The organism is Streptomyces sp. NPDC001832, from assembly GCF_040297265.1.
Taxonomy (GTDB): domain Bacteria; phylum Actinomycetota; class Actinomycetes; order Streptomycetales; family Streptomycetaceae; genus Streptomyces.
In genome coordinates, this window is record NZ_JBEOYU010000006.1 from 26,674 (window position 1) to 50,348 (window position 23,675).

Here is a 23,675-nt window from a genome sequence, read left to right on the forward strand (position 1 = left end):
GTCCTGACGGCCCGTCCCAGCCTCGCAGCAGGCAGGGGGAGTGCGCGCTGTGTCACGACAGAACAGTGTCAGAAAGACAGGTGTACTCCACCCGTATTCGCGGTCACTGTTACGCATCGGCGAGCGACAATCTACGCGCGTAGGCGTTAGAGTGCCCAGATGATGAGCCCGACCCTCCATGTGCCCGGCCAGGATCAGATCCGGCGCGCCCCCAAGGTCCTTCTCCACGACCATCTCGACGGCGGTCTGCGCCCGGGAACGATCGTCGACCTCGCCGTCGCGAGCGGTTACGACGCACTTCCCGAGACCGAGCCCGACAAGCTCGGCATCTGGTTCCGCGAGGCGGCCGACTCCGGATCGCTGGAGCGCTACCTGGAGACGTTCGCCCACACCTGCGCCGTCATGCAGACCCGCGACGCACTGGTCCGGGTGGCCGCCGAATGCGCCGAGGATCTGGCCGCGGACGGTGTCGTGTATGCCGAGGTGCGGTACGCCCCCGAGCAGCACCTGGAAGCCGGGCTGACCCTCGAAGAGGTCGTCGAGGCGGTCAACGAGGGCTTCCGCAAGGGCGAGCGGCGGGCCCGCCGGGACGGTAACCGCATCCGTGTGGGCGCCCTCCTCACCGCGATGCGGCACGCCGCCCGCTCCCTGGAGATCGCCGAGCTCGCCAACCGCTACCGCGACCAGGGCGTCGCCGGCTTCGACATCGCGGGCGCGGAGGCGGGCTTCCCGCCCACCCGGCACCTCGACGCCTTCGAGTACCTCAAGCGCGAGAACAACCACTTCACCATCCACGCGGGCGAGGCCTTCGGCCTGCCGTCCATCTGGCAGGCCCTCCAGTGGTGCGGCGCCGACCGGCTCGGTCACGGCGTCCGCATCATCGACGACATCGAGATCGCCGAGGACGGCGGTGTGAAGCTCGGCCGCCTCGCCTCCTACGTACGGGACAAGCGCATCCCGCTGGAGCTGTGCCCGACCTCCAACCTCCAGACCGGCGCCGCAGCCTCGTACGCCGAGCACCCCATCGGGCTGCTGCGGAAGCTGCATTTCCGAGCCACCGTAAACACGGACAACCGGCTGATGAGCGGTACGAGCATGAGTCACGAATTCGAGAAGCTGACCGAGACTTTCGGATACACGCTCGACGACATGCAGTGGTTCACCGTCAATGCGATGAAGTCGGCATTCATTCCTTTTGACGAACGCCTGGCGATGATCAATGACGTGATCAAGCCCGGATACGCCGAGCTGAAGTCCGAGTGGCTCTTCGAGCAGACGGCTGCGACCAGCGTGCCTTCCTCTTCCGCGGGCTGATCCGCACCTCTTCGGACAACGGCCGGGACAGCGAAATCCCGGCCGTTTTCCGTGTGTCGGCATATTTGCGGGACGGGCAGTGGGCTGACTACGTTTCGGAGCCGCTCACATCCCCCTTCCCAAGGATGAATTTCACATGAAGCAGTCTGCTGTCAGGACTCTCGGCGTCGCCGCCCTCGGTGCCGCTTTCGCCGCTGCCGCCGCGGGGACCGCATCCGCCGCCGTGCTGCCGGCCGACGCCGCGGCCACCGCCCTGCCGGCCGCCGGCTCGGCGCTGGGGACCGCGACCCGTTCCCTGCCGGTCCAGGAAACGCCCGCCAAGCTCGTCGGCACCGGCCAGCAGAAGCTTGCCGGTGACGCCACCGCCCCGGTAAAGGGCCTGATCGGCGGTCTGCCCGCGGGCGGCGTGAACACCAGCGGCCTGTCCGCCAACGGTCTCCCGCTCGGCGGCTGATCCCCGTACACACGCCTGTGGGGCGGACACCCGAACCGGGTGTCCGCCCCACAGGCATGTGTTTCGTACGCGGGTCACCAGGCGGCGGCCGACGTCTTCTCGGACGGGAACAGCGCCCACAGTGCGAGGTAGAGCAGGAATTGCGGCCCCGGCAGCAGACAGGAGACCAGGAAGATGATGCGCATGGTTCCCGCGGAGGTGCCGAAGCGCCTTGCCAGCGCTGCGCACACTCCGCCGATCATGCGTCCGTCACGAGGGCGGGCAAGTGCTGCCATGGTGGGCTCCTTCGCGAACCGTTGCTGAGGGAGCAGCTGGGTCGTGCTCCCGATGCATCCATGCTCGCCCGGCGAACGGGGGCAAAGCGTCGCTCTACGGTGCGATACCGACCCTGGGAATCGTCGGGGTCGACCCCTGAGCGGCCTCGTCCCTGGGGCGGGGTGGCACCCTGACCCGCTGCTGCTTCCTGCGGCGCAGCCGCGCCCGGCACATCGGCACGACCAGCAGATGGGCGAGTGCCACACCGGTGGTGTTCAGCAGCAGCGAGTCGACGTCGAGGACCTGCCCCGGCACCCCGGTCTGCGCCAGTTCGATGGCCAGCGAGATCAGCGCCCCCGCCGCGACGGTACGGGCCAGCGAGGCCCACGGGGAGACGAACAGCCGGCCCCCGGCCATCGGCAGCAGCACGCCGAGCGGGGCGAGCAGCAGCAGCCTTTCACCGATCCGGCGAGCGGCCTCGACCGGGCCGAGGGAAAGATCTGCTCTGATACCGGCGAACGGTTGAAGATTCGAGGCGGTCGTCCACGGCACATCGAGCGGGCGCAACGTCAGCCACCCGACAAGCAGCAGATGCGCGAGGAGGAGCAAGCCCCCGGTCGCGCGGAAGCGGATGACACCTTGACTGTCCGAACCTTGACGCACGCACCCCAAGACGCGCCGGGCGGCAGGATCGGTTCCGCCCGGCCCGACGAACCCCGGATCTCAGCCGGGACGTCAGCGAATCCAGCCGGGACGACACCAAAGCCCGGCCGTCCGATCAGAGGTCACCCGACAGCCTCTCAGGCCCCCGTCGCCGTACCCGTCCCCAGCATCTGTGCCGCCTTCGGCCTGGCCTTCGTCTCCGAGGTGCATATATACCCACGCGGCGCGTAGTTCCCCGGCCCGCCCAGCACCACCGTGCCGTCCGGGGCGAGCGTCTCACTCTCCGCGTACGTGCACACGATCTGTGCCAGAGCCTCGGCCGGCAGGTCCTCCGGCTGCTTGCTGAGCCGCAGCGTGCCCTGCCGGTCGCCGCTGCGGGCCGCGCGGATCCGCAAGTCCGCCGGGACGGCCGTGGAGAACCCGGCCTGCCGCGCATCGGCGGGCGGCTTCTGCTCCAGCTCGTCCAGGAGCGCCTGTGCGATCCGGACCCGGTCCGACTTCGTATCGCCGACGTGCACCGTACGGTCCACCGCGACCAGTTGCGAGGAGCAGACCAGATAGATCTGTACGGGGAGGGCCTGGGTGGCGCCGTTCTCCGCGGACATCGAGCACGGCACCTGGGACGGTGCGGCCCCGGCGTCCACCGGCACGGTGGTGGTCCTGATCCCGCAGCCCGCGGCCAGCACGGCCGTGACCACGGCACCGGCCAGCGCCGCGGCCGAGCGGCGTCCCCGGCGGTTGCTGCTCATCACGTCGCGTCGCCCTCCTCGTCCTGGACCCCCGCTTCGTGATCCCCGGCGGAACGGGTGAGCGGCTCGGCGTCACGCGGCAGCCGCAGTACGAACACCGCGCCGTCGCCGTCCGGCGAGTTCGTGGCCGTGATGTCACCGCCGTGGATGTGTGCGTTCTCCATGGCGATCGACAGACCGAGACCACTGCCCTCGGAGCGCGGGCGGGAGGCGCTGGCCTTGTAGAACCGGTCGAAGACATGCGGCAGGACGTCCCCCGGGATACCGGGGCCGTGGTCGCGGACCTCGATGACGAGTTCGTCGCCCTCGGTCCTCACCGAGACCCGTACCGGCGAACCGCCGTGCTTGAGCGCGTTGCCGATCAGATTCGCCAGGATCACATCGAGCCGACGCGGGTCGAGGCGGGCCATCGTGCCGCGCTCGGCGTCCAGATGAACCGCGTCCAGCCAGGCGCGGGCGTCGATGCAGGCGGTGACCTGGTCGGCGACATCGACCGTGTCGAGGACGAGCCGGGCCGTACCCGCGTCGAAGCGGGTGACCTCCATCAGGTTTTCGACCAGGTCGTTGAGACGCCGGGTCTCGCTCACCACCAGATGCACCGCGGGCGCGATCATCGGGTCCAGGCTGTCCGCCTCGTCCTCCAGTACCTCGGTGACGGCGGTCAACGCGGTGAGCGGGGTGCGCAGTTCGTGGGACATGTCGGCAACGAACCGCCGGCTCGCCTCGTCCCGCGCGCTCATGTCCGCGACCTTCTTCTCCAGCGAACTCGCGGTCCTGTTGAACGTACGGGAGAGATCGGCGAGTTCATCGGTGCCGGACACCACGAGCCGGGTGTCGAGCTTGCCCTCGCCGAGCTTGCGCGCGGCGTCACCGAGCCGCTGAACGGGCCGCAGCACAGTCGTCGCGGCGGCCTGTGCGAGCAGCGCCGAGCCGATCAGTGCGAGCGCGGTGGCGATCCCCAGCGACCAGGCGAGGGAGTTCAGATCCTGCCGCTCCTGGTCGAGCGACTTCAGCATGTAGCCGGTCGGGCCACCTCCGATGATCTTCGTACCGCCCACCAGATACGGCGTACCGCGGATGCTGACCCGCTGCCAGAACAAGTGGTACTCGTACTTGTTGCCCGCCTTCACCGGCTGCTTCTCGTTGACCGCCTTCTGCAACGACAGCGGCACGTTGTCGAGCGTGAAGGTGTCCAGATCGGAGTTGCCGACGATCGGCTTGCCGGCGTCGCGCTCGTCGACCAGCAGCACGCTGTAGCCGGGCGAGCTGCTCGCCATCTGCACGGCGGCGTTCTGCAGATCATCCTTGGTGGGACGCAGCGGCAGCGAGGCCGCCCGGTTCTGCATCTCCTGACGGAAGTCCCCAAGTGCGGAGTCCTGGGTACGTGTCAGTACGGCCTCGCGGTTCAGCCAGTACGCGATTCCCGAGGCGGACACCGCGGCGGTCAGGGCCACCAGCGCGAAGACGACGAGGAGACGCAGCCGCAGACTGGTCCAGCGAAGTCCGGTGAGCAGGCTCCGTTTTGTGGCATCGCTCACTGAGGCGAATCCAGTCGGTAGCCCACACCCCGAACGGTACGGATCAGGGTCGGCGAGGACGGCACGTCCTCCACCTTGGCGCGCAGCCGCTGCACACAGGCGTCCACGAGCCGGGAGTCACCGAGGTAATCGTGCTCCCAGACCAGCCGCAGCAGTTGCTGCCGCGACAGGGCCTGGCCCGGCCGGCGGCTCAGCTCCAGCAGGAGTCGCAGCTCGGTCGGCGTGAGCTGCAGATCCTCGCCGTTCTTCGTCACGGTCATCGCGGCGCGGTCGATCACCACGTTCCCGAAGGACGCGGAGTCGGTGGACTCGCGCTCACCGCGGCGCAGCACCGCCCGGATGCGGGCGTCGAGCACCCGGCCCTGCACGGGCTTCACCACATAGTCGTCGGCACCGGACTCAAGTCCGACCACGACGTCGATGTCGTCGCTGCGCGCGGTCAGCAGAATGATCGGCAGCTGGTCGGTGCGCCGGATGCGTCGGCACACCTCGAAACCGTCGATGCCGGGCAGCATCACATCCAGCACGATCAGATCCGGCCGCTGCTCACGCAGCAGTTTCAGGCCGTCCTCTCCCGTCGCCGCGGCGGCCACACGATGGCCCTGGCGTGACAGCGAGAGTTCGAGGGCCGTGCGGATGGCGTCGTCGTCCTCGATCAGCAACAGGAAAGGCACACCGCCCATTCTGACCCATGGTGGTGTCCACGTTCGACAGTTGGTGCCGACTCATACATGAGGCACCCCGGCGACGCACCAACGGCAGGCCCTGTGACAAGGCTGTGACAGTCGGCGGACAGCGCGATGAAACTGCCCCGGCAAGCTCATTGGCACAAGGAACGGACGGACTCCACCGATGGGGGGCGCGAGATGAACGCGATTCAGAGCACCACCGCAAGCGCAGTTGTCACGCGTCTCCACGACGTCGGCCGGAGCACCGAGAAGTCCGGCGTCGGGGGGCGGGGGTGCGTTCGAGGCGCCGGGCGTCAGCACACGTCGTACATGGCGGTGGTCGACGCGCCTGTGGGGGCCTACGGGGGAAACGGCGGGGGAAGCAACGGGGGATCCGCGTACGGGGAGGTCATGGGGGAGCGGAAGGCACCGGCGCAGTCCGAGGACGCCGAAACGGCGTTCACGGCCTACGTCCAGGAGCGCCGCGCCTCCCTGTACGCAACTGCCTACCACCTGACCGGTGACCGGTTCGAGGCCGAGGATCTGCTGCAGAGCGCCCTCTTCTCGACGTACCGGGCGTGGGACCGGATCAGCGACAAGGCGGCGGTCGGCGGCTATTTGCGCCGCACCATGACCAATCTGCACATCAGCGCCTGGCGCAGGCGCAAGCTCAACGAGTACCCGACCGAGGAGCTGCCGGAGACGGCGGGCGACACGGACGCGATGCGCGGCACGGAACTGCGCGCCGTGCTCTGGCAGGCGCTGGCGCGGCTGCCCGAACTCCAGCGCACGATGCTGGTCCTGCGCTACTACGAGGGCCGCACCGACCCGGAGATCGCGGCCATCCTCGACATCAGTGTCGGCACGGTGAAGTCCAGCATCTGGCGGTCGCTCCGCCGGCTGCGCGAGGACGAGGTCCTCAGCTTCGGCCGTGACGAGGAGGAGTCCTTCGGCGAGTTGGTGGCCTGAGGGAACGGGGGACACCTGGGGGGGATACGGGGGGAGAGCGGGGCCGCTGCTTGGGGGGAGGCAGCGGAACACGGGGGTACGGGGGAATGTTGCGGGGTCGGAGGGGCCGGGGGGCCTGTCCGACCCCGCTCGCCGTGTGCGCGGCCGGTGTTCCGGGCGCGAGGGTGACGGCCGGTCAGTGGGCGACCGCTGAATCATGCTCGCTACAAGCAGGAGCAAGAGGCCGGGCTTCACGTACCAGGCACAAAGGAGAAGGCCACCCCCAAGCGGGCGCCGAAGGCGGTGCCCAAGCCGGGGTATGGCATCCAGGAGACGATCTGCTGGCAGCAGCGCGCCCCCGGTCCGGCATCAACCGGGCTCGGGGGCGCGATTACGCCCAGCGTCAGCGCCTGGCGGCGTACGAGACGAAGCCTGCCCACGCACTTGGCGCGAAGGCGAGGCGAGGGCCTTCAACGTCCTTGGAGTCACGGACGTGCACTGTTCCTGGGGCGGCTGCAACCTCAACGCAGTCGTTCCCGCTGCTGCTGTCGCTGTAGCTGCTCTTGAACCACTCCAGCTCAGAAGCATCCCCGGCAGAGAGCTTGTGGATCATGTTTCTCCCAGAAGTTGCTCGATGAAGGCCATCGACTCACGAGGGGTGAGGGCCTGGGCTCGGATGATGCCATACCGCAGCTCCAAGATCCGGAGCTGCTTCGGGTCGGAGACCGGGCGACCGCCGAAGGCGCCTCCCGAGCGCCCCACGGCCGTTCCGTCTCCAAACTTCAGCACCTCGATCTCACCGCCCATCCCAGGGTGAGTCTCGCAATCGAGCGGCATCACCTGCAGTGAGACGTTCCGCAACTGACCCACCTCCAGAAGGCGTTCGAGCTGACGACGCCACTCCATTCTGCCTCCGATGGGCCGTCGCAGCGCAGCCTCTTCCTGAACGAAGCTGAGTGCTGGCGCCGGAGAACGGTCGAAGATCGAGCGACGGGCCATGCGTGCAGCCACGCCTCGCTCCACCTCGTCCTGAGAGTACGCAGGTTGCCGCGCTTCCAGCAGCACCCGTGCGTGGCCCTCGGTCTGCAACAGGCCGTGGATACCGTGGTTGGCGTACACCCCAACCTCGACCGTCTTGGCCTCCAGCTTCGCCAGATCCCGAACTTTCTTCGGGTACCAGACCTCCGCCACGTCCCGCTTCATCGCAGCGAGCTTTCCGCCCGCGCTCAGCACCTCGTCCGCCCGATCCAGGAACTCCGGCCGGGGGATGCGACGGCCGCCCTCCACCTTGTAGACGAGGTCCTCGCCGTACCCGATCGCCGCCCCGAACTCGCCGGCCCGCATCCCCGCCGACTCCCGCCACGCCTTGGTCTGGCGGCCCACCGCAGCGACCACCGCCACCCCCGACTCGTCATCGGGATCGACATCCCAGCCGGGCTCGTCCGCCCCGCCGTCCCCGCGCTCCGTACCGGTCTCATCCACGCTCATCCGTGCCCCACTTCCGACGTGCATGTGTTCCTGCTCAACCCTGGTCGTCCCCAGCACGTCACCCCGGACAGCCGGGACAGCACTGGACAAGCACGGGACAATCACCGTACGTAACCGTCTCGTCGCTCTTCACCGTACGCAGACCGGTCCAGGCTGAGTGCCGTGACCCAAGAAATCACTCGAATCGAACATTCCACTCTCACCCGGCAGTTCACCGTGTTGCTCTCCCCCACCCGCCGAGGCGCCAGGCTCGCCCGTCTCCTCGCCACGGCACATCTGGGCGATTGGGGACTTCCTCCGGAGTCGGCCGCGCACATCGTCGCCGAGCTGGCAAGCAACGCCGCCGTCCATGGCCGCGTACTCGGCCGAGACTTCGACTCAGCCTCACCGTCCACCGCGACGAACTCCTGCGGATCGAGGTGACCGACACTCAGGGCGAGCAACTACCTCCCATGCCCGGCACCACATCCGCCCCCGCCGACGACGCGGAATCAGGGCGCGGCCTGCTGATCGTCGAGGCACTCGCCGACCGCTGGGGCATCGACCTCGGGCCCGTCCCCCGCAAGACGATCTGGGCCGAGATCGACCTCGCACCGCGACCGCTCCACCGGGTCGCGGAAACCCACGACCCGGTGAGCCACGTCGCCGCGCTCCACGACGTATAAGGCTTTTAAAGAACCTGGGGAAATTACCCTCCCCACCCAAACCCGACCCCGCCCCGCTCCCATCACTCGCGCGGGTGACATGGGGCAACTGGGCTGGATTTCACGCGGGTTGACTGGCATATGCTCGCCGCGACAACCGCAGACATGCGACGGCCCCCGACGAGATTCGCAGTCTCGACCGAGGGCCTGACCACCGAGGAAGAAGAGACCTTCCCGATGGATACCCAGCAGATTACCGCGCCCCCGTGCGCCCCGTCCCCCGTACCCGGGGACGCCACACCGTCATCCGGCGTCATCCACGCCAACGTCCGGCACGCCGCAGGCTTCACCGTCATCGGCAACCATCTCGCCCAGCACCGCGGACTCTCCCTCACCGCCATCGGGCTCGCCGCCCACATCCAGTCGCTCCCCGCCGGAGCGAAGATCGGCATCAAGCACCTCGCCGAACGCTTCCCCGAGAGCGAGACCCGCATCGCCGCCGCCCTGCGCGAACTCGAAGCCACCGGCTACCTCCACCGCAGCCGCGTACGCCTCCCCGACGGCCGCATCGCCACCCGCACCGTCTCGTACAACCAGCCAGGCGCCACCGCGTCCACCGCCCCAGCAGCCGAGCCGCGGACCAGGCGCAGCAAACCGGCAGCCCCGCGGCCCACACCACCACCGCCACTACGCGAGACCGCCCCCGAATCGCACCCGGCCCCCGCCGAGGCGCCGCAACCGCCCGCGCCGCAACAGACGCCCGAACCAACCCCCACCCCCGCACCACCCCCAGCACCCGCGCCACGGCCAACGCCCGCATCACCCTCAGCACCCGCACCGCACCCCGCCCCCAGGGCACTGCCCCCGCCACTCCCCCAGCCCCGGGAACTCACCCCGGACCTGCACCACACAGCCGCCGCGCTCCTCGCCGACCTCCGCCGTCACGCACCCCAACTTGTCCTCACCGAGAACGACATCCACACACTCGCCCCCGGTGTCGCCACCTGGCTCGAACGCGATACCCACCCCGACGCGATCCGCCACGCCCTCACCACCGACCTCCCCGTCCCCCTGAAGCACCCGGCAAAGCTCCTCCGGCACCGGATCACAACGCTCCTGCCACCACCGCTGCCGGGAGCCGAGGACCTTGCACCCGCACGTCCCGGCGCCGTCGTCATCCCGCTCCAGAACTGCGACCGCTGCGACCGCGCCTTCCGCTCCCACCACCCCGGCCACTGCCACGACTGCCACACCGAACTGCACACAGCCGCCTGACCGGAACATCACCCACAACCCGAACGGATCTGCATGGTCAGCTCGCCCCACGAGGCAATGCACCGCATCTTCCAGGAGTACCCCAGCCTCTTCTCCCGCGTCTCCGAAGTGCTCGGAGTCGACATCCCACCACCCACCTCAGCCACCGCCCTGCCCACCGACCTCACCGAAAACCGGCCCCTCGAACGCCGAGTGGACACCCTCCTACGCATCGACACGGAGCACGACGGACCCTTCGTCCTCGCCATCGAAGCCCAGGGCAAGAAGGACCCGTCCAAGACCGCCAGCTGGCCGTACTACGTCAGCTATCTCCACAACAGATACCGGCTGCCCGTCCTGCTCCTGGTCGTCTGCCAGGACCACGCCACCGCCGACTGGGCCGCACGCCCCATCACCATCGGCCTCCGCCAATGGCAGACACTCGCCCTGAACCCCCTCGTCGCCGGCCCCCACAACATGCCCGTCATCACCGACGTCGCCGAAGCCCGCAAAGATCTCGCACTCACCACCCTGGCCGCCATCACACACGCAGACAATCCGGACGTCGGTGCCATACTGAAAACCCTGTCCACCGCACTGCGGGACACACCGGAAACAATCGCCAACCCCATCGTCGAACTCACCGCACAAGGCCTGGGCAACCGCCCGGCCGCACAACAGTGGAGGAACCTGGTGGCCGTGGACCTCTCTTTCTACAAGTCACCCCTCTCGGAAGAAATCCGGGACGAAGGCCGGGACGAAGGACGAGCCGAAGGCCGAGCTGAGGGGCTCCTGCTCATCCTCGACGTGCGCGGTATCGCCATCACCGACGAGACCCGCGAGAAGATCACCGGCTGCGACGACCCTCAGCTCCTGCACCAATGGCTCCACCGCGCCACCACCGCCGCCACCGCCGAGGAAGTCTTCGCCGAGGAGTAACCCCACCCCGATGACCGCCTCTTCTCCTGCCACCGAGGACAGCGCGGCCCCCGTGCCGGAGCGCCGGGGCCGTCCGCGCCTTCGGTAACTCGTCCTGGTCCTGGTGTCGCCGGGGCCAGGACAAGAGGCGGCGGCCTAACAGATCGAATGTAGGCAGAGGACGGCCGGTCGTGAGGCCCTGATGAACCTGGACCGAGCCGCACCGGGGCCCGTACACACGATGCTCACCAGGCCCAGGCCGTAGTGCGTCCACGTAGTAATGCGCCCCGGCTGCGAGTCGCATTGGCTCACCCTCGCGAGCCTGCCCTACTCCGGAACCGGCGCCCTCACCGGTGCCCGGAGGCAGCGGCCCGCCGCCGCTGCGGCCAGCCGGCCCAGGGCCTCCTCCTTGCCGCACGGATGCGCGCCCAGCGCCGTCTGCCGCGCCACGATCCGCCGCTCCGCGCGCATCAGGCGCCACCCCCGCCGCAGCAGGAACGGCACCGACTTGCGGCCCTCACGCAGGTCGCGCAGCAGGCGGCGGCGGAAGGTGGTCGAGGGACGGCCGCGCAGGCACAGCGCGTCCGCGAGTAGACCCAACTCCTGGCACCGCTCGACTATGTCCGCCGCGAAGATCCCCTCGGCCACGAACAGCGGTGTGCGCTCGATGTGGAAGGCCTCTCGGTCGACCCGGGAACTCGTAGAGATGTCGTACACCGGGACGTTCGTACGCCCTGTGCAGCACAGCTCCGTGATCGCGGCGACCGCCGCATCGGCGTCCCAGGACTGCACGGAGTCCCAGTCGATGTCCGTACTGCCGGGAACGAGCGGCAGTGTGGGGTCGTCGCCCTCCTTGTAGAAGTCGTCCAGGCGCAGCACCGGCAGGTCGGTGCGTGCGGCGAGGGAGGACTTGCCGGAGCCGGATGGGCCGGCGAGCAGCACGACGCGGGTCGGGATCGGTTGGGAATTCACAGGACACGAGTGTGAGGCATTGACCCGCACAGGGGATCCCCCGGTGCCTGTGTTGGTATCGAGCATCACAACTCAACTACTCTACGCACCCATACGGTTACTCGTCCGTCACGATCAGGTGGGAACTCCATGGCACGTCACGCACTTTCCAACTCCCGGCGCCGCGCCCTGCTTCGGGCAGGTCTGACCGTCACCGCGGTGGGTGCCGCGCTCGGTGCGGGGGGTGCGGCGGCCCAGGCGGCGCCGCTGCCCCTCGCACCGGCCGCGGACGCCGACAGCAGTCTCGGCGGGGTCGGTGGGGCGACCGGGAGCGCGGTGACCGGGACGCTCGGGCACTCGCTCAAGAACGGCATCGCACCGGTGACGCATCGGCGCCTCGACCCGCTGGCCGGTACGGGCGTGGACCCGCTGGACAACACGGTGGAAACGCAGGTCGCCGACTTCAAGCCAGTCTCCACGGCCGCTGTCACCGACCCCTTGACCAGCGGGGGCGCGCTGAAGGACCTGCCGGTGGCGGGCAGGTGACAGAGGTGCTGCACGGCTGAGGCGGACGCGGGCAGGGGTGCGGACGCCGGCACGGACACGGCCCGCTCCGCCGGGATTCCGGAGGAGCGGGCCGTCGTCACGCGGTCAGTAGGACGATCCCGAGACGCCCAGCGCGCCCGTCGGGTGCCAGACCGTCTTCGTCTCCAGGAAGGCCGTCAGGCGGTGGGTGCCCGGATCGGCCGACCAGTCGAAGGCGCCGTCGCCGTCGCCGCGGTGAACCCGCTTCAGGTTGTCCGCCGCCGCGATCTCAAGCTCCTTCGCCAGAGCGTCGTCCGCGCCCGTGAGGTCGATGGCATTCACGTCCTGGTGGGACGCGAGCGGTGCCGCGATCTCCGCCGTCTTGCCGGACAGGATGTTCACCACGCCTCCCGGCAGGTCGGAGGTGGCCAGCACCTCGCCCAGTGACAGCGCCGGCAGCGGGGCGTCGGCGGACGCGATGACAACCGCCGTGTTGCCGGTCGCGATCACCGGGGCGATCACCGAGACCAGGCCCAGGAGCGACGACTCCTGGGGTGCCAGGACCGTGACCACACCGGTCGGCTCGGGCGTGGACAGGTTGAAGAAGGGGCCTGCGACCGGGTTGGCCCCGCCCACGACCTGGCCGATCTTGTCGGTCCAGCCCGCGTACCAGACCCAGCGGTCGATCGCAGCGTCCACGACGTCCGCCGCCTTCGACTTCGACAGGCCCTCGGCGTCCGCCACTTCCCGTACGAACTGGTCCTTGCGGCCCTCCAGCATCTCCGCGATGCGGTAGAGGATCTGGCCGCGGTTGTATGCCGTCGCGCCCGACCAGCCGCCGAACGCCTTGCGGGCGGCCACGACCGCGTCGCGCGCGTCCTTGCGGGAGGCCTGGGGGGCGTTCGCCAGCCACTTGCCCTTAGGGTTCGTCACCTCGTACACCCGGCCGCTCTCGGAGCGGGGGAACTTGCCCCCGACGTACAGCTTGTAGGTCTTGAAGACGGTCAGTCGGCTGTCAGACATCGAGGTAGGCCTCCAGACCGTGACGGCCGCCCTCGCGGCCGAAGCCCGACTCCTTGTAGCCGCCGAAGGGCGAGGTCGGGTCGAACTTGTTGAAAGTGTTGGCCCAGACGACGCCCGCCCGGAGCTTGTTCGCCACCGCGAGGATGCGGGAGCCCTTCTCCGTCCAGATGCCGGCCGAGAGACCGTACTGGCTGTTGTTGGCCTTGGCGACCGCCTCGTCGGGCGTACGGAACGACAGCACGGACAGCACCGGGCCGAAGATTTCGTCGCGGGCGATGGTGTGCGCCTGGGTGACGTTCGTGAACAGCGTCGGGGCGAACCAGTAGCCGGAGGAGGGGAGTTCGCAGGGGGCGGACCAGCGTTCGGCGCCCTCCGCCTCGCCCGTCTCGACGAGCGCGGTGATCCGGGCGAGCTGCTCCGCCGAGTTGATCGCGCCGATGTCGGTGTTCTTGTCCAGCGGGTCGCCGAGCCGGAGCGTGGACAGCCGGCGCTTCAAGGCGTCCAGCAGCTCGTCCTGGATCGACTCCTGCACGAGCAGGCGCGAGCCCGCGCAGCAGACCTGGCCCTGATTGAAGAAGATGCCGGTGACGATGCCCTCGACGGCCTGGTCGATCGGGGCGTCGTCGAAGACGATGTTGGCGCCCTTGCCGCCCAGTTCCAGGGTGACTTTCTTGTCCGTACCGGCGACCTGGCGGGCGATGGCCTTGCCGACCGCGGTCGAGCCGGTGAAGGCGACCTTGTCGACATCTTCGTGCTCGACGAGGGCGGCGCCCGCGTCCCCGTACCCGGTGAGGATGTTCACGACACCCTTGGGCAGGCCGGCTTGGCGGCAGATGTCCGCGAAGAAGAGCGCGGAGAGCGGGGTCGTCTCGGCGGGCTTGAGGACCACCGTGTTGCCGGTGGCGAGCGCCGGGGCGATTTTCCAGGCCAGCATGAGGAGCGGGAAGTTCCACGGGATGATCTGGCCCGCGACGCCGAGGGGGCGGGGGTTCGCGCCGTAGCCGGCGTGGTCGAGCTTGTCGGCCCAGCCCGCGTAGTAGAAGAAGTGCGCCGCGACCAGGGGGAGGTCGGCGTCGCGTGTCTCCTTGATCGGCTTGCCGTTGTCGAGCGTTTCGAGAACGGCGAGCTCGCGGCTGCGCTCCTGGATAATCCGGGCGATCCGGAAGAGGTACTTGGCGCGCTCGGAGCCGGGCAGCGCCGACCACTTCTCGAACGCCCTGCGGGCCGCCTTCACGGCCCGGTCGACGTCCGCGGTGCCGGCCTGCGCGACCTCGGAGAGCACCTCTTCACTGCTCGGCGAGATCGTCTTGAAGACCTTGCCGTCGGCCGCGTCGGTGAACTCACCGTCGATGAACAGGCCGTACGAGGGTGCGATGTCGACGACCGAGCGTGACTCGGGGGCGGGGGCGTACTCGAATGCAGATGCCATGGGGATCAGTCCACCGTCACGTAATCGGGGCCGGAGTAACGGCCGGTACTGAGCTTCTGACGCTGCATCAGCAGATCGTTCAGCAGGCTGGAGGCGCCGAAGCGGAACCAGTGGTTGTCCAGCCAGTCCTCGCCCACGGTCTCGTTCACCAGCACCAGGAACTTGATCGCGTCCTTGGAGGTGCGGATGCCGCCGGCCGGCTTCACACCGATCTGTACGCCGGTCTGCACCCGGAAGTCACGCACGGCCTCCAGCATCAGCAGGGTGTTCGCGGGCGTGGCGTTGGTGGCGACCTTGCCGGTCGATGTCTTGATGAAGTCGGCGCCTGCCAGCATGCCGAGCCAGGAGGCGCGGCGGATGTTGTCGTACGTGGACAGCTCGCCGGTCTCGAAGATCACCTTCAGCCGGGCGTCGGTGCCGTCGGGGCGGGCGCACTCCGCCTTCACGGCGAGGATCTCCTCGTACACCTTGAGGTACCGGCCGGAGAGGAAGGCGCCCCGGTCGATCACCATGTCGATCTCATCGGCCCCGGCGGCCACGGCGTCGCGGACATCCGCGAGCTTGACGTCGAGCGCGGCGCGGCCGGCCGGGAAGGCCGTCGCCACGGACGCCACCTTCACGCCGGAACCGGCCAGCGCGGCGACGGCGGTCGCCACCATGTCGGGGTAGACGCAGACCGCCGCGGTGTGCGGGGTGGTGCGGTCGGGCTCGGCATCCACAGGGTCGGTCGAGAGCCGAGGCGGAGCGTAGCGGAGCGGGTCGGGATTGACGGCCTTGGCGGCGAGAGCCCGGACCTTGCCCGGGGTGTCCGCGCCTTCCAGCGTCGTCAGGTCGATCATCGAGATGGCCAGGTCGATGGCGTATGCCTTGGCTGTCGTCTTGATCGAACGGGTTCCGAGGGACGCGGCGCGCGCTTCGAGGCCGACGGCGTCGACGCCGGGCAGCCCGTGCAGGAAGCGGCGCAGCGCACCGTCGGACGCGGTCGCGTCGGAGAGCGGGGTACCCCTCTGCTCGAACGCAGTTGAGAGCTTGGGGGAGGAAGCTGTGGTGGGCATCGTCACCAGATGAGCATATCTACGCGCGTAGCGACCTGTACAGGGGGCCTGCTCGTCCGTAGGTCGCACAGTAACGGGGCCGCCGCCCCGGTGCCCCTTGCGCACGTCAGGCAGAATCGGGCCCATGACGAGCCCCACACCGCCTGCCGAGCCGACCTACGCCGACCGGGCCTTCCGGTCGCCCGCCGGGATCGCCGGGGGTGTCCTGCTGCTTTTCCTCATCTGCTGGATCGGCGGGGACGCCGCGTTCCGGGGCGAGGGCCGGGTGCCGTGGCAGGCGCTGGCCGTAGTGCTGACCGCGGCGCCGCTCGTCGTCGCGTTCACGCTGCGGCCCGTCGTCCTCGCCAATACGCAGCGCATCAAGATCCGTAACCCGTTCCGGACGATCACGATGCCGTGGACCGCGGTCGCGGATCTGCGGGCGGGGTATTCGAGCGAGCTGTTCACCGAGGACGGCGCCAAGTACCAGTTGTGGGCGGTGCCGGTGTCGCTGCGGCAGCGGAAGAAGGCGGCCCGGCGGCAGTCCCGGCGGTCGCTGGACGACCCGTACGACCGCACTTCCGTGCATGCGGACGTGCGCGACACCAAGTCCCGGATGGCGACGGCCGACCAGACCATGGCGGACCTGCGGGAGTTGATGGAGCGGGCGAAGGCGGGGGCGGGGAAGTCTGCGTCTTCGGATTCTTCGGGATCTTCGGCGTCATCGGTCTCGGTGCGCTGGGCGTACGAGGTGATCGCGCCGGCGGTGGTGGGCGCGGTGCTGCTGGTGGTGCTGTTCGCGACCGGCTGAGAGCCTGTCGGAGGTCACCCGACAGGCTCTGAGAGGCCACCCGGGGCCGGCCCCGGCCGTCAGATCCCGGCCGCCGCCGCCAGGTCCCGCTTGATCCCGGCCAGCAGTTCCGCACCCCTCGCCCGGGCCGCGGGCAGCTCGTCCGCCGAGCCGACCGGCACCACGACCTCCAGGTAGCACTTGAGCTTCGGCTCGGTGCCGCTGGGGCGGACGATCACCCGGGCGCCCTGGAGGTGGTAGCGCAGCCCGTCGGTGGGCGGCAGCTGTCCGGTGCCCTCCGACAGGTCCTCGGCCGAGGTGACGGCAAGGCCGGCGAGTGCGGTCGGGGGCTGCTTGCGCAACCGCCGCATGGCGTCCGCGATGACCGACAGGTCCTCCACCCGGACCGACAGCTGATCGGTGGCGTGCAGCCCGTGGCCGACCGCGATGTCGTCGAGGAGATCGAGGAGCGTACGGCCCTGCTCCTTGAGTACGGAGGCGAGCTCGGCGACGAGCAGGGCGGCCGTGATGCCGTCCTTGTCGCGTACGCCGTCCGGGTCGACGCAGTAGCCGAGCGCCTCCTCGTACCCGTACCGCAGGCCGTCCACGCGGGCGATCCACTTGAAGCCGGTCAGTGTCTCCTCGTGGCCGAGCCCCGCCTTCCCTGCGATCCGGCCGAGGAGCGAGGACGACACGATCGACTCGGCGAAGACACCGCTCACCCCGCGGGCGACCAGATGGGCAGCGAGGAGCGCGCCGACCTCGTCGCCGCTCAGCATTCGCCAGCCGCCGTCGGCTTCGGGGTCCGGGACGGCGACGGCGCAGCGGTCGGCGTCCGGGTCGTTGGCGATGACGAGGTCGGGGTCCGTACGGCGTGCGGTGGCGAAGGCGAGATCCATCGCACCGGGCTCTTCGGGATTGGGGAAGGCGACGGTGGGGAACGCCGGGTCGGGCTCCGCCTGCTCGGCGACGAGCACGGGTTCCGGGAATCCGGCCCGCGCGAACGCGGCGGTGAGGACGGAGGTGCCTACGCCGTGCATTGCGGTGTACACGGTCCGGGCGGTGCGCGGCGATCCGGCGGCGAGCACGGCGTCCGTGCGGGTGAGGTAGGCGTTCAGGACGTCCTCGCCGAGGACCTCCCAGCCGTCGTCGGGGCGGGCCACGCCGTCGAGCGGGCCGACCGCGGCGATGGCGGCGGCGATCTCGCCGTCCGCGGGGGGGACGATCTGCGAGCCGTCGCCGAGATAGACCTTGTAGCCGTTGTCGCGCGGCGGATTGTGGCTGGCGGTCACCTCGACGCCCGCGACGGCGCCCAGGTGCCTTATGGCGTACGCCAGCACAGGGGTGGGGAGCGGGCGGGGGAGTACCGCGGCGCGCAGGCCCGCGCCGGTCATCACGGCCGCGGTGTCGCGCGCGAAGTCGGCGGACTTGTAGCGGGCGTCGTACCCGATGACGACGAGCTCGCCGGTCTGCCCCTGGGCCTTGAGATAGGCGGCGAGTCCGGCGGCGGCGCGGATGACGACGGCGCGGTTCATCCGCATCGGCCCGGCCCCCAGCTCACCGCGGAGCCCGGCCGTGCCGAACTGCAGCGTGCCGGCGAACCGGGCGGCGAGCTCGTCGAGGTCCTCGGAGGCGATGAGCTCGGCGAGCTCGTCGCGGGTCTCGGGGTCGGGGTCCTCCGCGAGCCACGTCCTGGCCTGCGCGATGAGCTCCTGCTGCACGATTGTCCGCCTTTCTGTGGGGTGGGTGGGGGAGTGGAGTGTGTGGGGGCGGGGGCTCGGGGACCAGGCGTGTGCGGGTGAGGCCGTTACCTGCTCGTCCCTTTCGTTGCCCCCGAACCCCAGAGCCGCCGGAGGGGCTTGATCTCGTCTCCGGCTCAGATCCGCTCGAGCACCCGCGCCAGCAACGCGCCCATCCGCGTAGCGGAGTCCCGCCCCGCCTGCAGCACCTCTTCATGGTTGAGCGGCTCCCCGCTCAGTCCCGCCGCCAGGTTCGTGACCAGCGAAATGCCCAGCACTTCGGCCCCCGCCTCCCGGGCGGCGATCGCCTCCAGCACGGTGGACATGCCGACCAGGTCGCCGCCCATGGCACGGACCATGTTGATCTCGGCCGGGGTCTCGTAGTGCGGACCGGGGAACTGTACGTACACACCCTCTTCGAGGGTCTCGTCGACCTCCTTGCACAGCGCGCGCAGCCGCGGCGAGTACAGGTCGGTCAGGTCGACGAAGTTGGCGCCGATGATGGGGGACGCCGCGGTCAGGTTGATGTGGTCGCTGATCAGGACCGGCTGCCCGGGGCGCATGCCCTCGCGCAGGCCGCCGCAGCCGTTCGTCAGGACGACCGTCTTGCAGCCGGCGGCGACGGCGGTACGGACCCCGTGCGCGACGGCGGCGACACCGCGGCCCTCGTAGAAGTGCGTGCGGCCGAGGAAGACCAGGGCACGCTTCTCGCCGATCCGGTACGAGCGGATCGTGCCGCCTTGCCCCTGGACGGCGGGCGCCGGGAAACCGGGCAGGTCGGTCACCGGGAACTCGGCCTCCGGAGTGCCGAGCGCATCGCCCGCAGGTGCCCAGCCGGAACCCATCACGAGCGCGACGTCGTGGGTCTCGGCGCCGGTCAGCTCGCGCAGGCGGGCGGCGGCGTCGGCGGCGGCGGCGTGCGGGTCGCCCTGGATGTTGTCCGGAATAAGTGATGCGTTCACGCCGAAGAGGGTAGCCGGTGATTCCCTACGCGCGTAGATGCCCATGCGTAGAGTCTGCACACGCTTCCTCGTACATTCACACAAAAACGCTGGTCCGCCGGGTCAGCAGGGGCGCTTGCGCAGTTCCATCACATAGTCGTGCGGCGCGCCCGCGGACTCCGCGGCGTCCGCGATCTCGCCCAGATAGCGGGCGGACGGCAGCCCGCCCTCGTAGCCGTTCAGCACATACATCCAGGCCGGCTCATCGCCGTCCAGGGTGTGCACCCGCACCCGCATCCGCCGGTAGACGTCGAGGCCGACGCCCTCCCACCGGTCCATGGAGTCCTCGTCCATCGCCGCCAGGTCGTACAGCGCCACGAAGACTTGGGAACGGGGCGCCTCCACCACGGTGGCGAGCGCGCCTTCCCAGCCCATCTGCTCCCCGCCGAAGGTCAGCCGCCAGCCGTTGAGCCAGCCGGTGCCGCGCAGCGGGGAATGCGGTGCGCGGCGCGTCATCAGCCGCGCGTCGAGGTTGCCGGCGTACGCGGCGTAGAGCGACATGGGATCGAGGGTACGGGAGGGCGGTGGGCGGAACGTCGATTCCTGTGCGGGAAGCCCCCTTACGGGGTTGCGTACGCGGTTCCGTACGCGGTCTTGCCGCACCGTCCCGGAACCCCGCCGTGTACGTCCGGCGCACGTATGGAGGGCCCCGGGACGAAGCACCTTGGCGCGTGCGGGACAATGAAGTACGTACTGCATTCCCCGGGGCTACCCCCCGGACCCCCGGCCGGGGCAGCAGACGGCCGCGGGATGACACACGCGAGGCGGACTTTTCGTGACCCGGATCGTGATCATCGGCGGTGGACCCGGCGGGTACGAGGCGGCATTGGTGGGCGCTCAGCTCGGCGCGGAGGTGACCGTCGTCGACTGCGACGGCCTCGGCGGCGCCTCGGTGCTCACCGACTGCGTGCCCTCGAAGACGCTCATCGCGACGGCAGAGGTGATGACCACCTTCGACTCCTCGTACGAGGAGCTGGGCATCATCGTCGCCGACGACACACCGTACGTCGAGCAGGCGGCCCGGGTGGTCGGCGTCGACCTCGGCAAGGTCAACCGACGGGTGAAGCGCCTGGCGCTCGCCCAGTCCCACGACATCACCGCCTCGGTCACCCGTGCCGGGGCGCGTGTGGTGCGCGGCCGCGGCCGCCTCGAAGGCCTCCAGGCCGCCGACGGCTCCCGCACGGTCGTCGTGACCGCCGCCGACGGCGCGGAGGAGAGGCTCACCGCCGACGCCGTCCTGATCGCGACCGGCGGCCACCCGAGGGAGATACCGGACGCGCTCCCCGACGGCGAGCGCATTTTGAACTGGACCCAGGTCTACGACCTCGACGAGCTTCCCGAGGAGCTCATCGTGGTCGGCTCCGGTGTGACGGGCGCCGAGTTCGCGGGTGCCTACCAGGCGCTCGGCTCGCGCGTCACCCTCGTTTCGTCCCGCGACCGGGTGCTGCCGGGCGAGGACCCGGACGCGGCCGCCGTGCTGGAGGACGTCTTCCGGCGCCGCGGTATGAACGTCATGGCCCGCTCCCGCGCCCAGGCGGCGAAGCGCGTCGGCGACCGGGTCGAGGTCACCCTCGCCGACGGCCGGGTCATCTCCGGTTCGCATTGCCTGATGGCGGTCGGCGCGATACCGAACAGCGCGAGCATGGGCCTGGAGGAGGCCGGGGTCAGGCTCAAGGAGTCCGGCCACATCTGGACCGACAGGGTCTCCCGCACCAGCGCCCCCGGCGTGTACGCGGCCGGTGACGTCACCGGGATCTTCGCCCTCGCCTCGGTCGCCGCCATGCAGGGCCGGATCGCGATGTACCACTTCCTCGGTGACGCGGTGGCGCCGCTGGACCTGAAGACGGTCTCCTCGAACGTCTTCACCGACCCCGAGATCGCCACCGTCGGCTACAGCCAGGCCGATGTCGACTCCGGCAAGATCGACGCCCGGGTGGTCAAGCTGCCGCTGCTGCGCAACCCGCGCGCCAAGATGCAGGGCATCCGCGACGGCTTCGTCAAGATCTTCTGCCGGCCCGGCACCGGAATCGTGGTCGGCGGCTGTGTCGTGGCACCGCGGGCGAGCGAGCTGATCCATCCCATCTCGATCGCGGTCGACAACAATCTGACGGTGGAACAGATCGCAAACACTTTCACTGTGTACCCGTCCCTGTCGGGATCGATCGCGGAAGTGGCCCGTCAATTGCACACCCGTAAGCTCGCGAGCGAGGCGTAAGCGCCCTCGGGAGCCCGGCAATTTCCGGCAATCCCCGGCAACTCACGTGGCTGGGTGACCGTCCGGCGATCAGTACGGAACAACAACGGGGGCACCTATACCACTTGGCGACCCCTTGTGTGCACAACTTCTGTTATTCGGCGCAAACCGCTGAAAACACTCGGGCGGTCACGTTACTGTCAGTTTTGTGTTCGCTGCAGAACGTCGTCAGTTGATCCTCGAAATGGTGCGCGCCAACGGGGCGGTATCGCTCCGTGAGCTCGCCCGCGTCGTCCAGACCTCCGAAGTGACCGTACGGCGGGACGTGCGGGCGCTGGAGGCAGAAGGACTCCTCGACCGCCGCCACGGCGGTGCGGTCTTGCCGGGCGGTTTTACGCGGGAGTCCGGCTTTCCGCAGAAATCCCATCTCGCCACCGCCGAGAAGACGGCCATCGCCGACCTGGCCGCCGGTCTCGTCGAAGAGGGCGAGGCCATCGTCGTCGGTGCCGGTACGACCACGCAGGAGCTGGCCCGCCGGCTCGCGCGGATCCCCGGTCTGACCGTCGTCACCAACTCGCTGCTGGTCGCCCAGGCCTTGGCCCATGCCAACCGGGTGGAGGTGGTGATGACCGGCGGCACCTTGCGGGGCTCCAACTACGCCCTGGTGGGCAGCGGAGCCGAGCAGTCCCTCCAGGGGCTGCGGGTCTCGCGAGCGTTCCTCTCCGGGAGCGGGCTCACCGCGGAACGCGGCCTCTCCACGTCCAACATGCTCTCCGCGAGCGTGGACCGGGCCCTGGTGCAGGCCGCGGCGGAGGTGGTGGTCCTGGCGGACCACACCAAGCTCGGCTCCGACACCATGTTCCAGACGGTGCCGACGGATCTCATCACCCGTCTGGTGACGGACGAACCGCCCGGCCACGACGACCGCGCCGCCACCGAACTGCAGGCCCTGGCCGACCAGGGGGTGCAGATCGCGGTGGCCGGCGCGGGAAGCGGCCCCACGCCGGCCGAGGCCCTCCCACCGGGCCGTCAGACCCGCCGGGACATGCCACTGCCGGGGCAGCGCCGTACGCGCGGGGCCGGCCCCGGGGGGCCCGGCCCGCAGCAGCTACGGAGCGCTGCGGTGCTGGCGGAACCGGGGCAGGGGCAGGGCGATCGGGCGCGGGTGGCGGATCTGCGGCGCCGGTAGGGGCCGCGGGGTTGCGAGCTGCTGCCGGATTGCTGGACTACAAGGTGTCGCCGGCGGCGGGGCGGTGTCCGGGGCAGCGCCCCGGTTGTGGGAAGGGGCGGGGAGGGGAGGGCCCCAGACACCGCTCCTTCTCCCACTGCCAGTCGAGGGTGAGGCCGTCAACCTTTCTCCGCTTTCGGCCCCTTCAGCCCCTGCAGGGTCAGCATCAGCAGTCGCCCCGCCAACTCCGGGTCATCCGGCGACTGCTCCGCAGCCAGCGCGATCGCGTTCGTCAGCTGCATCAGGTCGTCGATGGATACATCCGCCCGCACGGCCCCACTCGCTTGCGCCCGCGCCAGCAGCACCGCCCCCGCCTCGCGCAGCGGCACATTGCACTGCGAAAGTGCGGAAGTCTTGTCCCGCGACGTCGATATGAGCGCCTGGGCGAGCCCGCGATACTCACCCGCATGGGTGATGATCGCGCCCAGCCACTCCACCAGGCCCCCGCACGGCTGCTCCGCCCCCGCGAGTTCACGCGAACGGACGAGCAGGGAGGCGAGGGCCTCCTGGAAGACGGCGTTCATCAGCGCGTGTCGGTTCGGGAAGTGCCGGTACAGCGTGCCGATCCCCACGCCCGCACGTCGCGCGATGTCCTCCAAGGACGCATCGGTTCCGTGCTCCGCGAAGGCGGTACGGGCCTCACCCAGCAGCCGTTCGTAATTGCGGCGCGCGTCGGCACGCATGGGCCGGGGCGGCGGCTGTGCCGTGCTCATCGCCATTGCGCAGTCCTCCCTTTTCCCGCCCCAGGGTCCAGGATGCCATTGCACATCCGGAGAGCGTCTCCGGATCGATTCGGAGTCACCTCCGCATCCTGCTGCTCACCGCGAGGACGGTTGCCGCACCACCCGCCGAGGGGTGACGGTGCCGC

24 protein-coding genes and 1 pseudogene are annotated in these 23,675 nt (G+C 69.7%); 10 read left to right on the forward strand and 15 right to left on the reverse strand.

From position 1 onward, the window contains the following. Positions 1-159 precede the first annotated feature (159 nt). On the forward strand, positions 160-1,314 hold the full coding sequence (locus ABT115_RS07115) for an adenosine deaminase (protein ID WP_351784911.1): 1,155 nt from the start codon (positions 160-162) through the stop codon (positions 1,312-1,314). 136 nt (positions 1,315-1,450) lie between these two features. Continuing rightward, on the forward strand, positions 1,451-1,768 hold the full coding sequence (locus tag ABT115_RS07120) for a hypothetical protein (RefSeq protein WP_351784913.1): 318 nt from the start codon (positions 1,451-1,453) through the stop codon (positions 1,766-1,768). A 74-nt stretch (positions 1,769-1,842) separates the two neighbouring features. On the opposite strand, the gene ABT115_RS07125 is transcribed toward ABT115_RS07120, so the two are convergent. From ABT115_RS07125 to afsQ1, 5 genes are all read right to left on the reverse strand, one after another. Beyond that, positions 1,843-2,043 carry a PspC domain-containing protein gene (locus tag ABT115_RS07125; protein ID WP_351784914.1) on the reverse strand — a complete coding sequence of 67 codons (201 nt, stop codon included), beginning with the start codon at positions 2,041-2,043 and terminating at the stop codon, positions 1,843-1,845. Positions 2,044-2,137: 94 nt separating this feature from the next. After that, positions 2,138-2,686, reverse strand: coding sequence for a VanZ family protein (locus ABT115_RS07130; RefSeq protein ID WP_351784916.1), 549 nt, complete (start codon positions 2,684-2,686; stop codon positions 2,138-2,140). 137 nt (positions 2,687-2,823) lie between these two features. After that, the gene (locus ABT115_RS07135) at positions 2,824-3,435 is read right to left on the reverse strand and encodes a GerMN domain-containing protein (RefSeq protein ID WP_351784918.1); all 612 of its coding nucleotides are present in this window, start codon (positions 3,433-3,435) and stop codon (positions 2,824-2,826) included. Next, positions 3,435-4,973, reverse strand: a complete 1,539-nt coding sequence (locus ABT115_RS07140) for an ATP-binding protein (protein WP_351784920.1) — start codon at positions 4,971-4,973, stop codon at positions 3,435-3,437. The genes ABT115_RS07135 and ABT115_RS07140 overlap by 1 nt, the downstream gene beginning before the upstream one ends. After that, on the reverse strand, positions 4,970-5,647 hold the full coding sequence (gene afsQ1, locus ABT115_RS07145; protein WP_351784922.1) for a two-component system response regulator AfsQ1: 678 nt from the start codon (positions 5,645-5,647) through the stop codon (positions 4,970-4,972). Before afsQ1 ends, ABT115_RS07140 begins: the two co-directional genes overlap by 4 nt. A 192-nt stretch (positions 5,648-5,839) precedes the next feature. Here afsQ1 and ABT115_RS07150 point away from each other — a divergent pair, with 192 nt between their 5' ends. Continuing rightward, positions 5,840-6,610, forward strand: coding sequence for a SigE family RNA polymerase sigma factor (locus ABT115_RS07150; RefSeq protein ID WP_351784924.1), 771 nt, complete (start codon positions 5,840-5,842; stop codon positions 6,608-6,610). A 382-nt stretch (positions 6,611-6,992) separates the two neighbouring features. Here the strand turns inward: ABT115_RS07150 and ABT115_RS07155 are convergent, their stop codons facing one another. Both ABT115_RS07155 and ABT115_RS07160 read right to left on the reverse strand, forming a co-directional pair. Further along, positions 6,993-7,202 (reverse strand): DUF397 domain-containing protein, encoded by a 210-nt coding sequence (locus ABT115_RS07155; RefSeq protein WP_351784926.1) that lies wholly within the window; start codon positions 7,200-7,202, stop codon positions 6,993-6,995. Beyond that, complete coding sequence (locus ABT115_RS07160; protein ID WP_351784928.1) at positions 7,199-8,077, reverse strand: helix-turn-helix domain-containing protein; 879 nt, start codon at positions 8,075-8,077, stop codon at positions 7,199-7,201. Before ABT115_RS07160 ends, ABT115_RS07155 begins: the two co-directional genes overlap by 4 nt. Positions 8,078-8,239: 162 nt before the next feature. On the opposite strand from ABT115_RS07160, the pseudogene ABT115_RS07165 reads away from it, so the two are divergent. The 3 genes and pseudogenes from ABT115_RS07165 to ABT115_RS07175 all read left to right on the forward strand — a co-directional run bounded on the left by ABT115_RS07165 (position 8,240) and on the right by ABT115_RS07175 (position 10,914). Continuing rightward, positions 8,240-8,742: pseudogene (locus ABT115_RS07165) on the forward strand (ATP-binding protein). 216 nt (positions 8,743-8,958) lie between these two features. Further along, complete coding sequence (locus ABT115_RS07170) at positions 8,959-9,996, forward strand: helix-turn-helix domain-containing protein (RefSeq protein ID WP_351785269.1); 1,038 nt, start codon at positions 8,959-8,961, stop codon at positions 9,994-9,996. Between the two features lie 33 nt (positions 9,997-10,029). Next, complete coding sequence (locus ABT115_RS07175) at positions 10,030-10,914, forward strand: RpnC/YadD family protein (RefSeq protein ID WP_351784930.1); 885 nt, start codon at positions 10,030-10,032, stop codon at positions 10,912-10,914. 306 nt (positions 10,915-11,220) lie between these two features. Here the strand turns inward: ABT115_RS07175 and ABT115_RS07180 are convergent, their stop codons facing one another. After that, positions 11,221-11,931, reverse strand: coding sequence for a uridine kinase family protein (locus tag ABT115_RS07180; RefSeq protein WP_351784932.1), 711 nt, complete (start codon positions 11,929-11,931; stop codon positions 11,221-11,223). A 63-nt stretch (positions 11,932-11,994) separates the two neighbouring features. Between ABT115_RS07180 and ABT115_RS07185 the strand changes: the two genes are divergently transcribed. Next, the gene (locus tag ABT115_RS07185) at positions 11,995-12,390 is read left to right on the forward strand and encodes a hypothetical protein (RefSeq protein WP_351784934.1); all 396 of its coding nucleotides are present in this window, start codon (positions 11,995-11,997) and stop codon (positions 12,388-12,390) included. 105 nt (positions 12,391-12,495) lie between these two features. Here the strand turns inward: ABT115_RS07185 and ABT115_RS07190 are convergent, their stop codons facing one another. The 3 genes from ABT115_RS07190 to deoC are packed head-to-tail and all read right to left on the reverse strand — an operon-like array spanning position 12,496 to position 15,876. Then, positions 12,496-13,392 (reverse strand): aldehyde dehydrogenase family protein, encoded by an 897-nt coding sequence (locus ABT115_RS07190; protein ID WP_351784936.1) that lies wholly within the window; start codon positions 13,390-13,392, stop codon positions 12,496-12,498. After that, positions 13,385-14,821: an aldehyde dehydrogenase family protein gene (locus tag ABT115_RS07195; protein WP_351784938.1), complete on the reverse strand. Its 1,437-nt coding sequence runs from the start codon at positions 14,819-14,821 to the stop codon at positions 13,385-13,387. Before ABT115_RS07195 ends, ABT115_RS07190 begins: the two co-directional genes overlap by 8 nt. Positions 14,822-14,826: 5 nt before the next feature. Further along, on the reverse strand, positions 14,827-15,876 hold the full coding sequence (gene deoC, locus ABT115_RS07200) for a deoxyribose-phosphate aldolase (protein WP_351785272.1): 1,050 nt from the start codon (positions 15,874-15,876) through the stop codon (positions 14,827-14,829). A gap of 124 nt (positions 15,877-16,000) precedes the next feature. Between deoC and ABT115_RS07205 the strand changes: the two genes are divergently transcribed. Further along, positions 16,001-16,666, forward strand: a complete 666-nt coding sequence (locus tag ABT115_RS07205; protein WP_351784940.1) for a PH domain-containing protein — start codon at positions 16,001-16,003, stop codon at positions 16,664-16,666. 59 nt (positions 16,667-16,725) lie between these two features. Here the strand turns inward: ABT115_RS07205 and ABT115_RS07210 are convergent, their stop codons facing one another. The 3 genes from ABT115_RS07210 to ABT115_RS07220 form a co-directional block, all read right to left on the reverse strand. After that, positions 16,726-18,366, reverse strand: coding sequence for a phospho-sugar mutase (locus ABT115_RS07210; RefSeq protein WP_351784942.1), 1,641 nt, complete (start codon positions 18,364-18,366; stop codon positions 16,726-16,728). 155 nt (positions 18,367-18,521) lie between these two features. After that, positions 18,522-19,346, reverse strand: a complete 825-nt coding sequence (locus ABT115_RS07215) for a purine-nucleoside phosphorylase (RefSeq protein ID WP_351784944.1) — start codon at positions 19,344-19,346, stop codon at positions 18,522-18,524. A 102-nt stretch (positions 19,347-19,448) separates the two neighbouring features. Then, complete coding sequence (locus tag ABT115_RS07220; RefSeq protein WP_351784946.1) at positions 19,449-19,886, reverse strand: gamma-glutamylcyclotransferase family protein; 438 nt, start codon at positions 19,884-19,886, stop codon at positions 19,449-19,451. A gap of 274 nt (positions 19,887-20,160) precedes the next feature. Between ABT115_RS07220 and ABT115_RS07225 the strand changes: the two genes are divergently transcribed. Next, positions 20,161-21,600, forward strand: coding sequence for an NAD(P)H-quinone dehydrogenase (locus tag ABT115_RS07225; RefSeq protein WP_351784948.1), 1,440 nt, complete (start codon positions 20,161-20,163; stop codon positions 21,598-21,600). Between the two features lie 187 nt (positions 21,601-21,787). Continuing rightward, positions 21,788-22,768 (forward strand): DeoR/GlpR family DNA-binding transcription regulator, encoded by a 981-nt coding sequence (locus tag ABT115_RS07230; RefSeq protein ID WP_351784950.1) that lies wholly within the window; start codon positions 21,788-21,790, stop codon positions 22,766-22,768. 158 nt (positions 22,769-22,926) lie between these two features. Here the strand turns inward: ABT115_RS07230 and ABT115_RS07235 are convergent, their stop codons facing one another. Next, positions 22,927-23,526: a TetR/AcrR family transcriptional regulator gene (locus ABT115_RS07235; RefSeq protein ID WP_351784952.1), complete on the reverse strand. Its 600-nt coding sequence runs from the start codon at positions 23,524-23,526 to the stop codon at positions 22,927-22,929. Positions 23,527-23,675: the final 149 nt, after the last annotated feature.

Coding starts and splice junctions, on each gene's coding strand:
- deoC (WP_351785272.1), bottom strand. CDS start 15,876: ATGCCCACCACAGCTTCCTCCCCCAAGCTCTCAACTGCGTTCGAGCAG.
- ABT115_RS07190 (WP_351784936.1), bottom strand. CDS start 13,392: ATGTCTGACAGCCGACTGACCGTCTTCAAGACCTACAAGCTGTACGTC.
- ABT115_RS07185 (WP_351784934.1), top strand. CDS start 11,995: ATGGCACGTCACGCACTTTCCAACTCCCGGCGCCGCGCCCTGCTTCGG.
- ABT115_RS07155 (WP_351784926.1), bottom strand. CDS start 7,202: ATGATCCACAAGCTCTCTGCCGGGGATGCTTCTGAGCTGGAGTGGTTC.
- ABT115_RS07220 (WP_351784946.1), bottom strand. CDS start 19,886: ATGTCGCTCTACGCCGCGTACGCCGGCAACCTCGACGCGCGGCTGATG.
- ABT115_RS07120 (WP_351784913.1), top strand. CDS start 1,451: ATGAAGCAGTCTGCTGTCAGGACTCTCGGCGTCGCCGCCCTCGGTGCC.
- ABT115_RS07205 (WP_351784940.1), top strand. CDS start 16,001: ATGACGAGCCCCACACCGCCTGCCGAGCCGACCTACGCCGACCGGGCC.
- ABT115_RS07125 (WP_351784914.1), bottom strand. CDS start 2,043: ATGGCAGCACTTGCCCGCCCTCGTGACGGACGCATGATCGGCGGAGTG.
- ABT115_RS07160 (WP_351784928.1), bottom strand. CDS start 8,077: ATGAGCGTGGATGAGACCGGTACGGAGCGCGGGGACGGCGGGGCGGAC.
- ABT115_RS07170 (WP_351785269.1), top strand. CDS start 8,959: ATGGATACCCAGCAGATTACCGCGCCCCCGTGCGCCCCGTCCCCCGTA.
- ABT115_RS07115 (WP_351784911.1), top strand. CDS start 160: ATGATGAGCCCGACCCTCCATGTGCCCGGCCAGGATCAGATCCGGCGC.
- ABT115_RS07175 (WP_351784930.1), top strand. CDS start 10,030: ATGGTCAGCTCGCCCCACGAGGCAATGCACCGCATCTTCCAGGAGTAC.
- ABT115_RS07135 (WP_351784918.1), bottom strand. CDS start 3,435: ATGAGCAGCAACCGCCGGGGACGCCGCTCGGCCGCGGCGCTGGCCGGT.
- ABT115_RS07180 (WP_351784932.1), bottom strand. CDS start 11,931: ATGCTCGATACCAACACAGGCACCGGGGGATCCCCTGTGCGGGTCAAT.
- ABT115_RS07235 (WP_351784952.1), bottom strand. CDS start 23,526: ATGGCGATGAGCACGGCACAGCCGCCGCCCCGGCCCATGCGTGCCGAC.
- ABT115_RS07195 (WP_351784938.1), bottom strand. CDS start 14,821: ATGGCATCTGCATTCGAGTACGCCCCCGCCCCCGAGTCACGCTCGGTC.
- ABT115_RS07150 (WP_351784924.1), top strand. CDS start 5,840: ATGAACGCGATTCAGAGCACCACCGCAAGCGCAGTTGTCACGCGTCTC.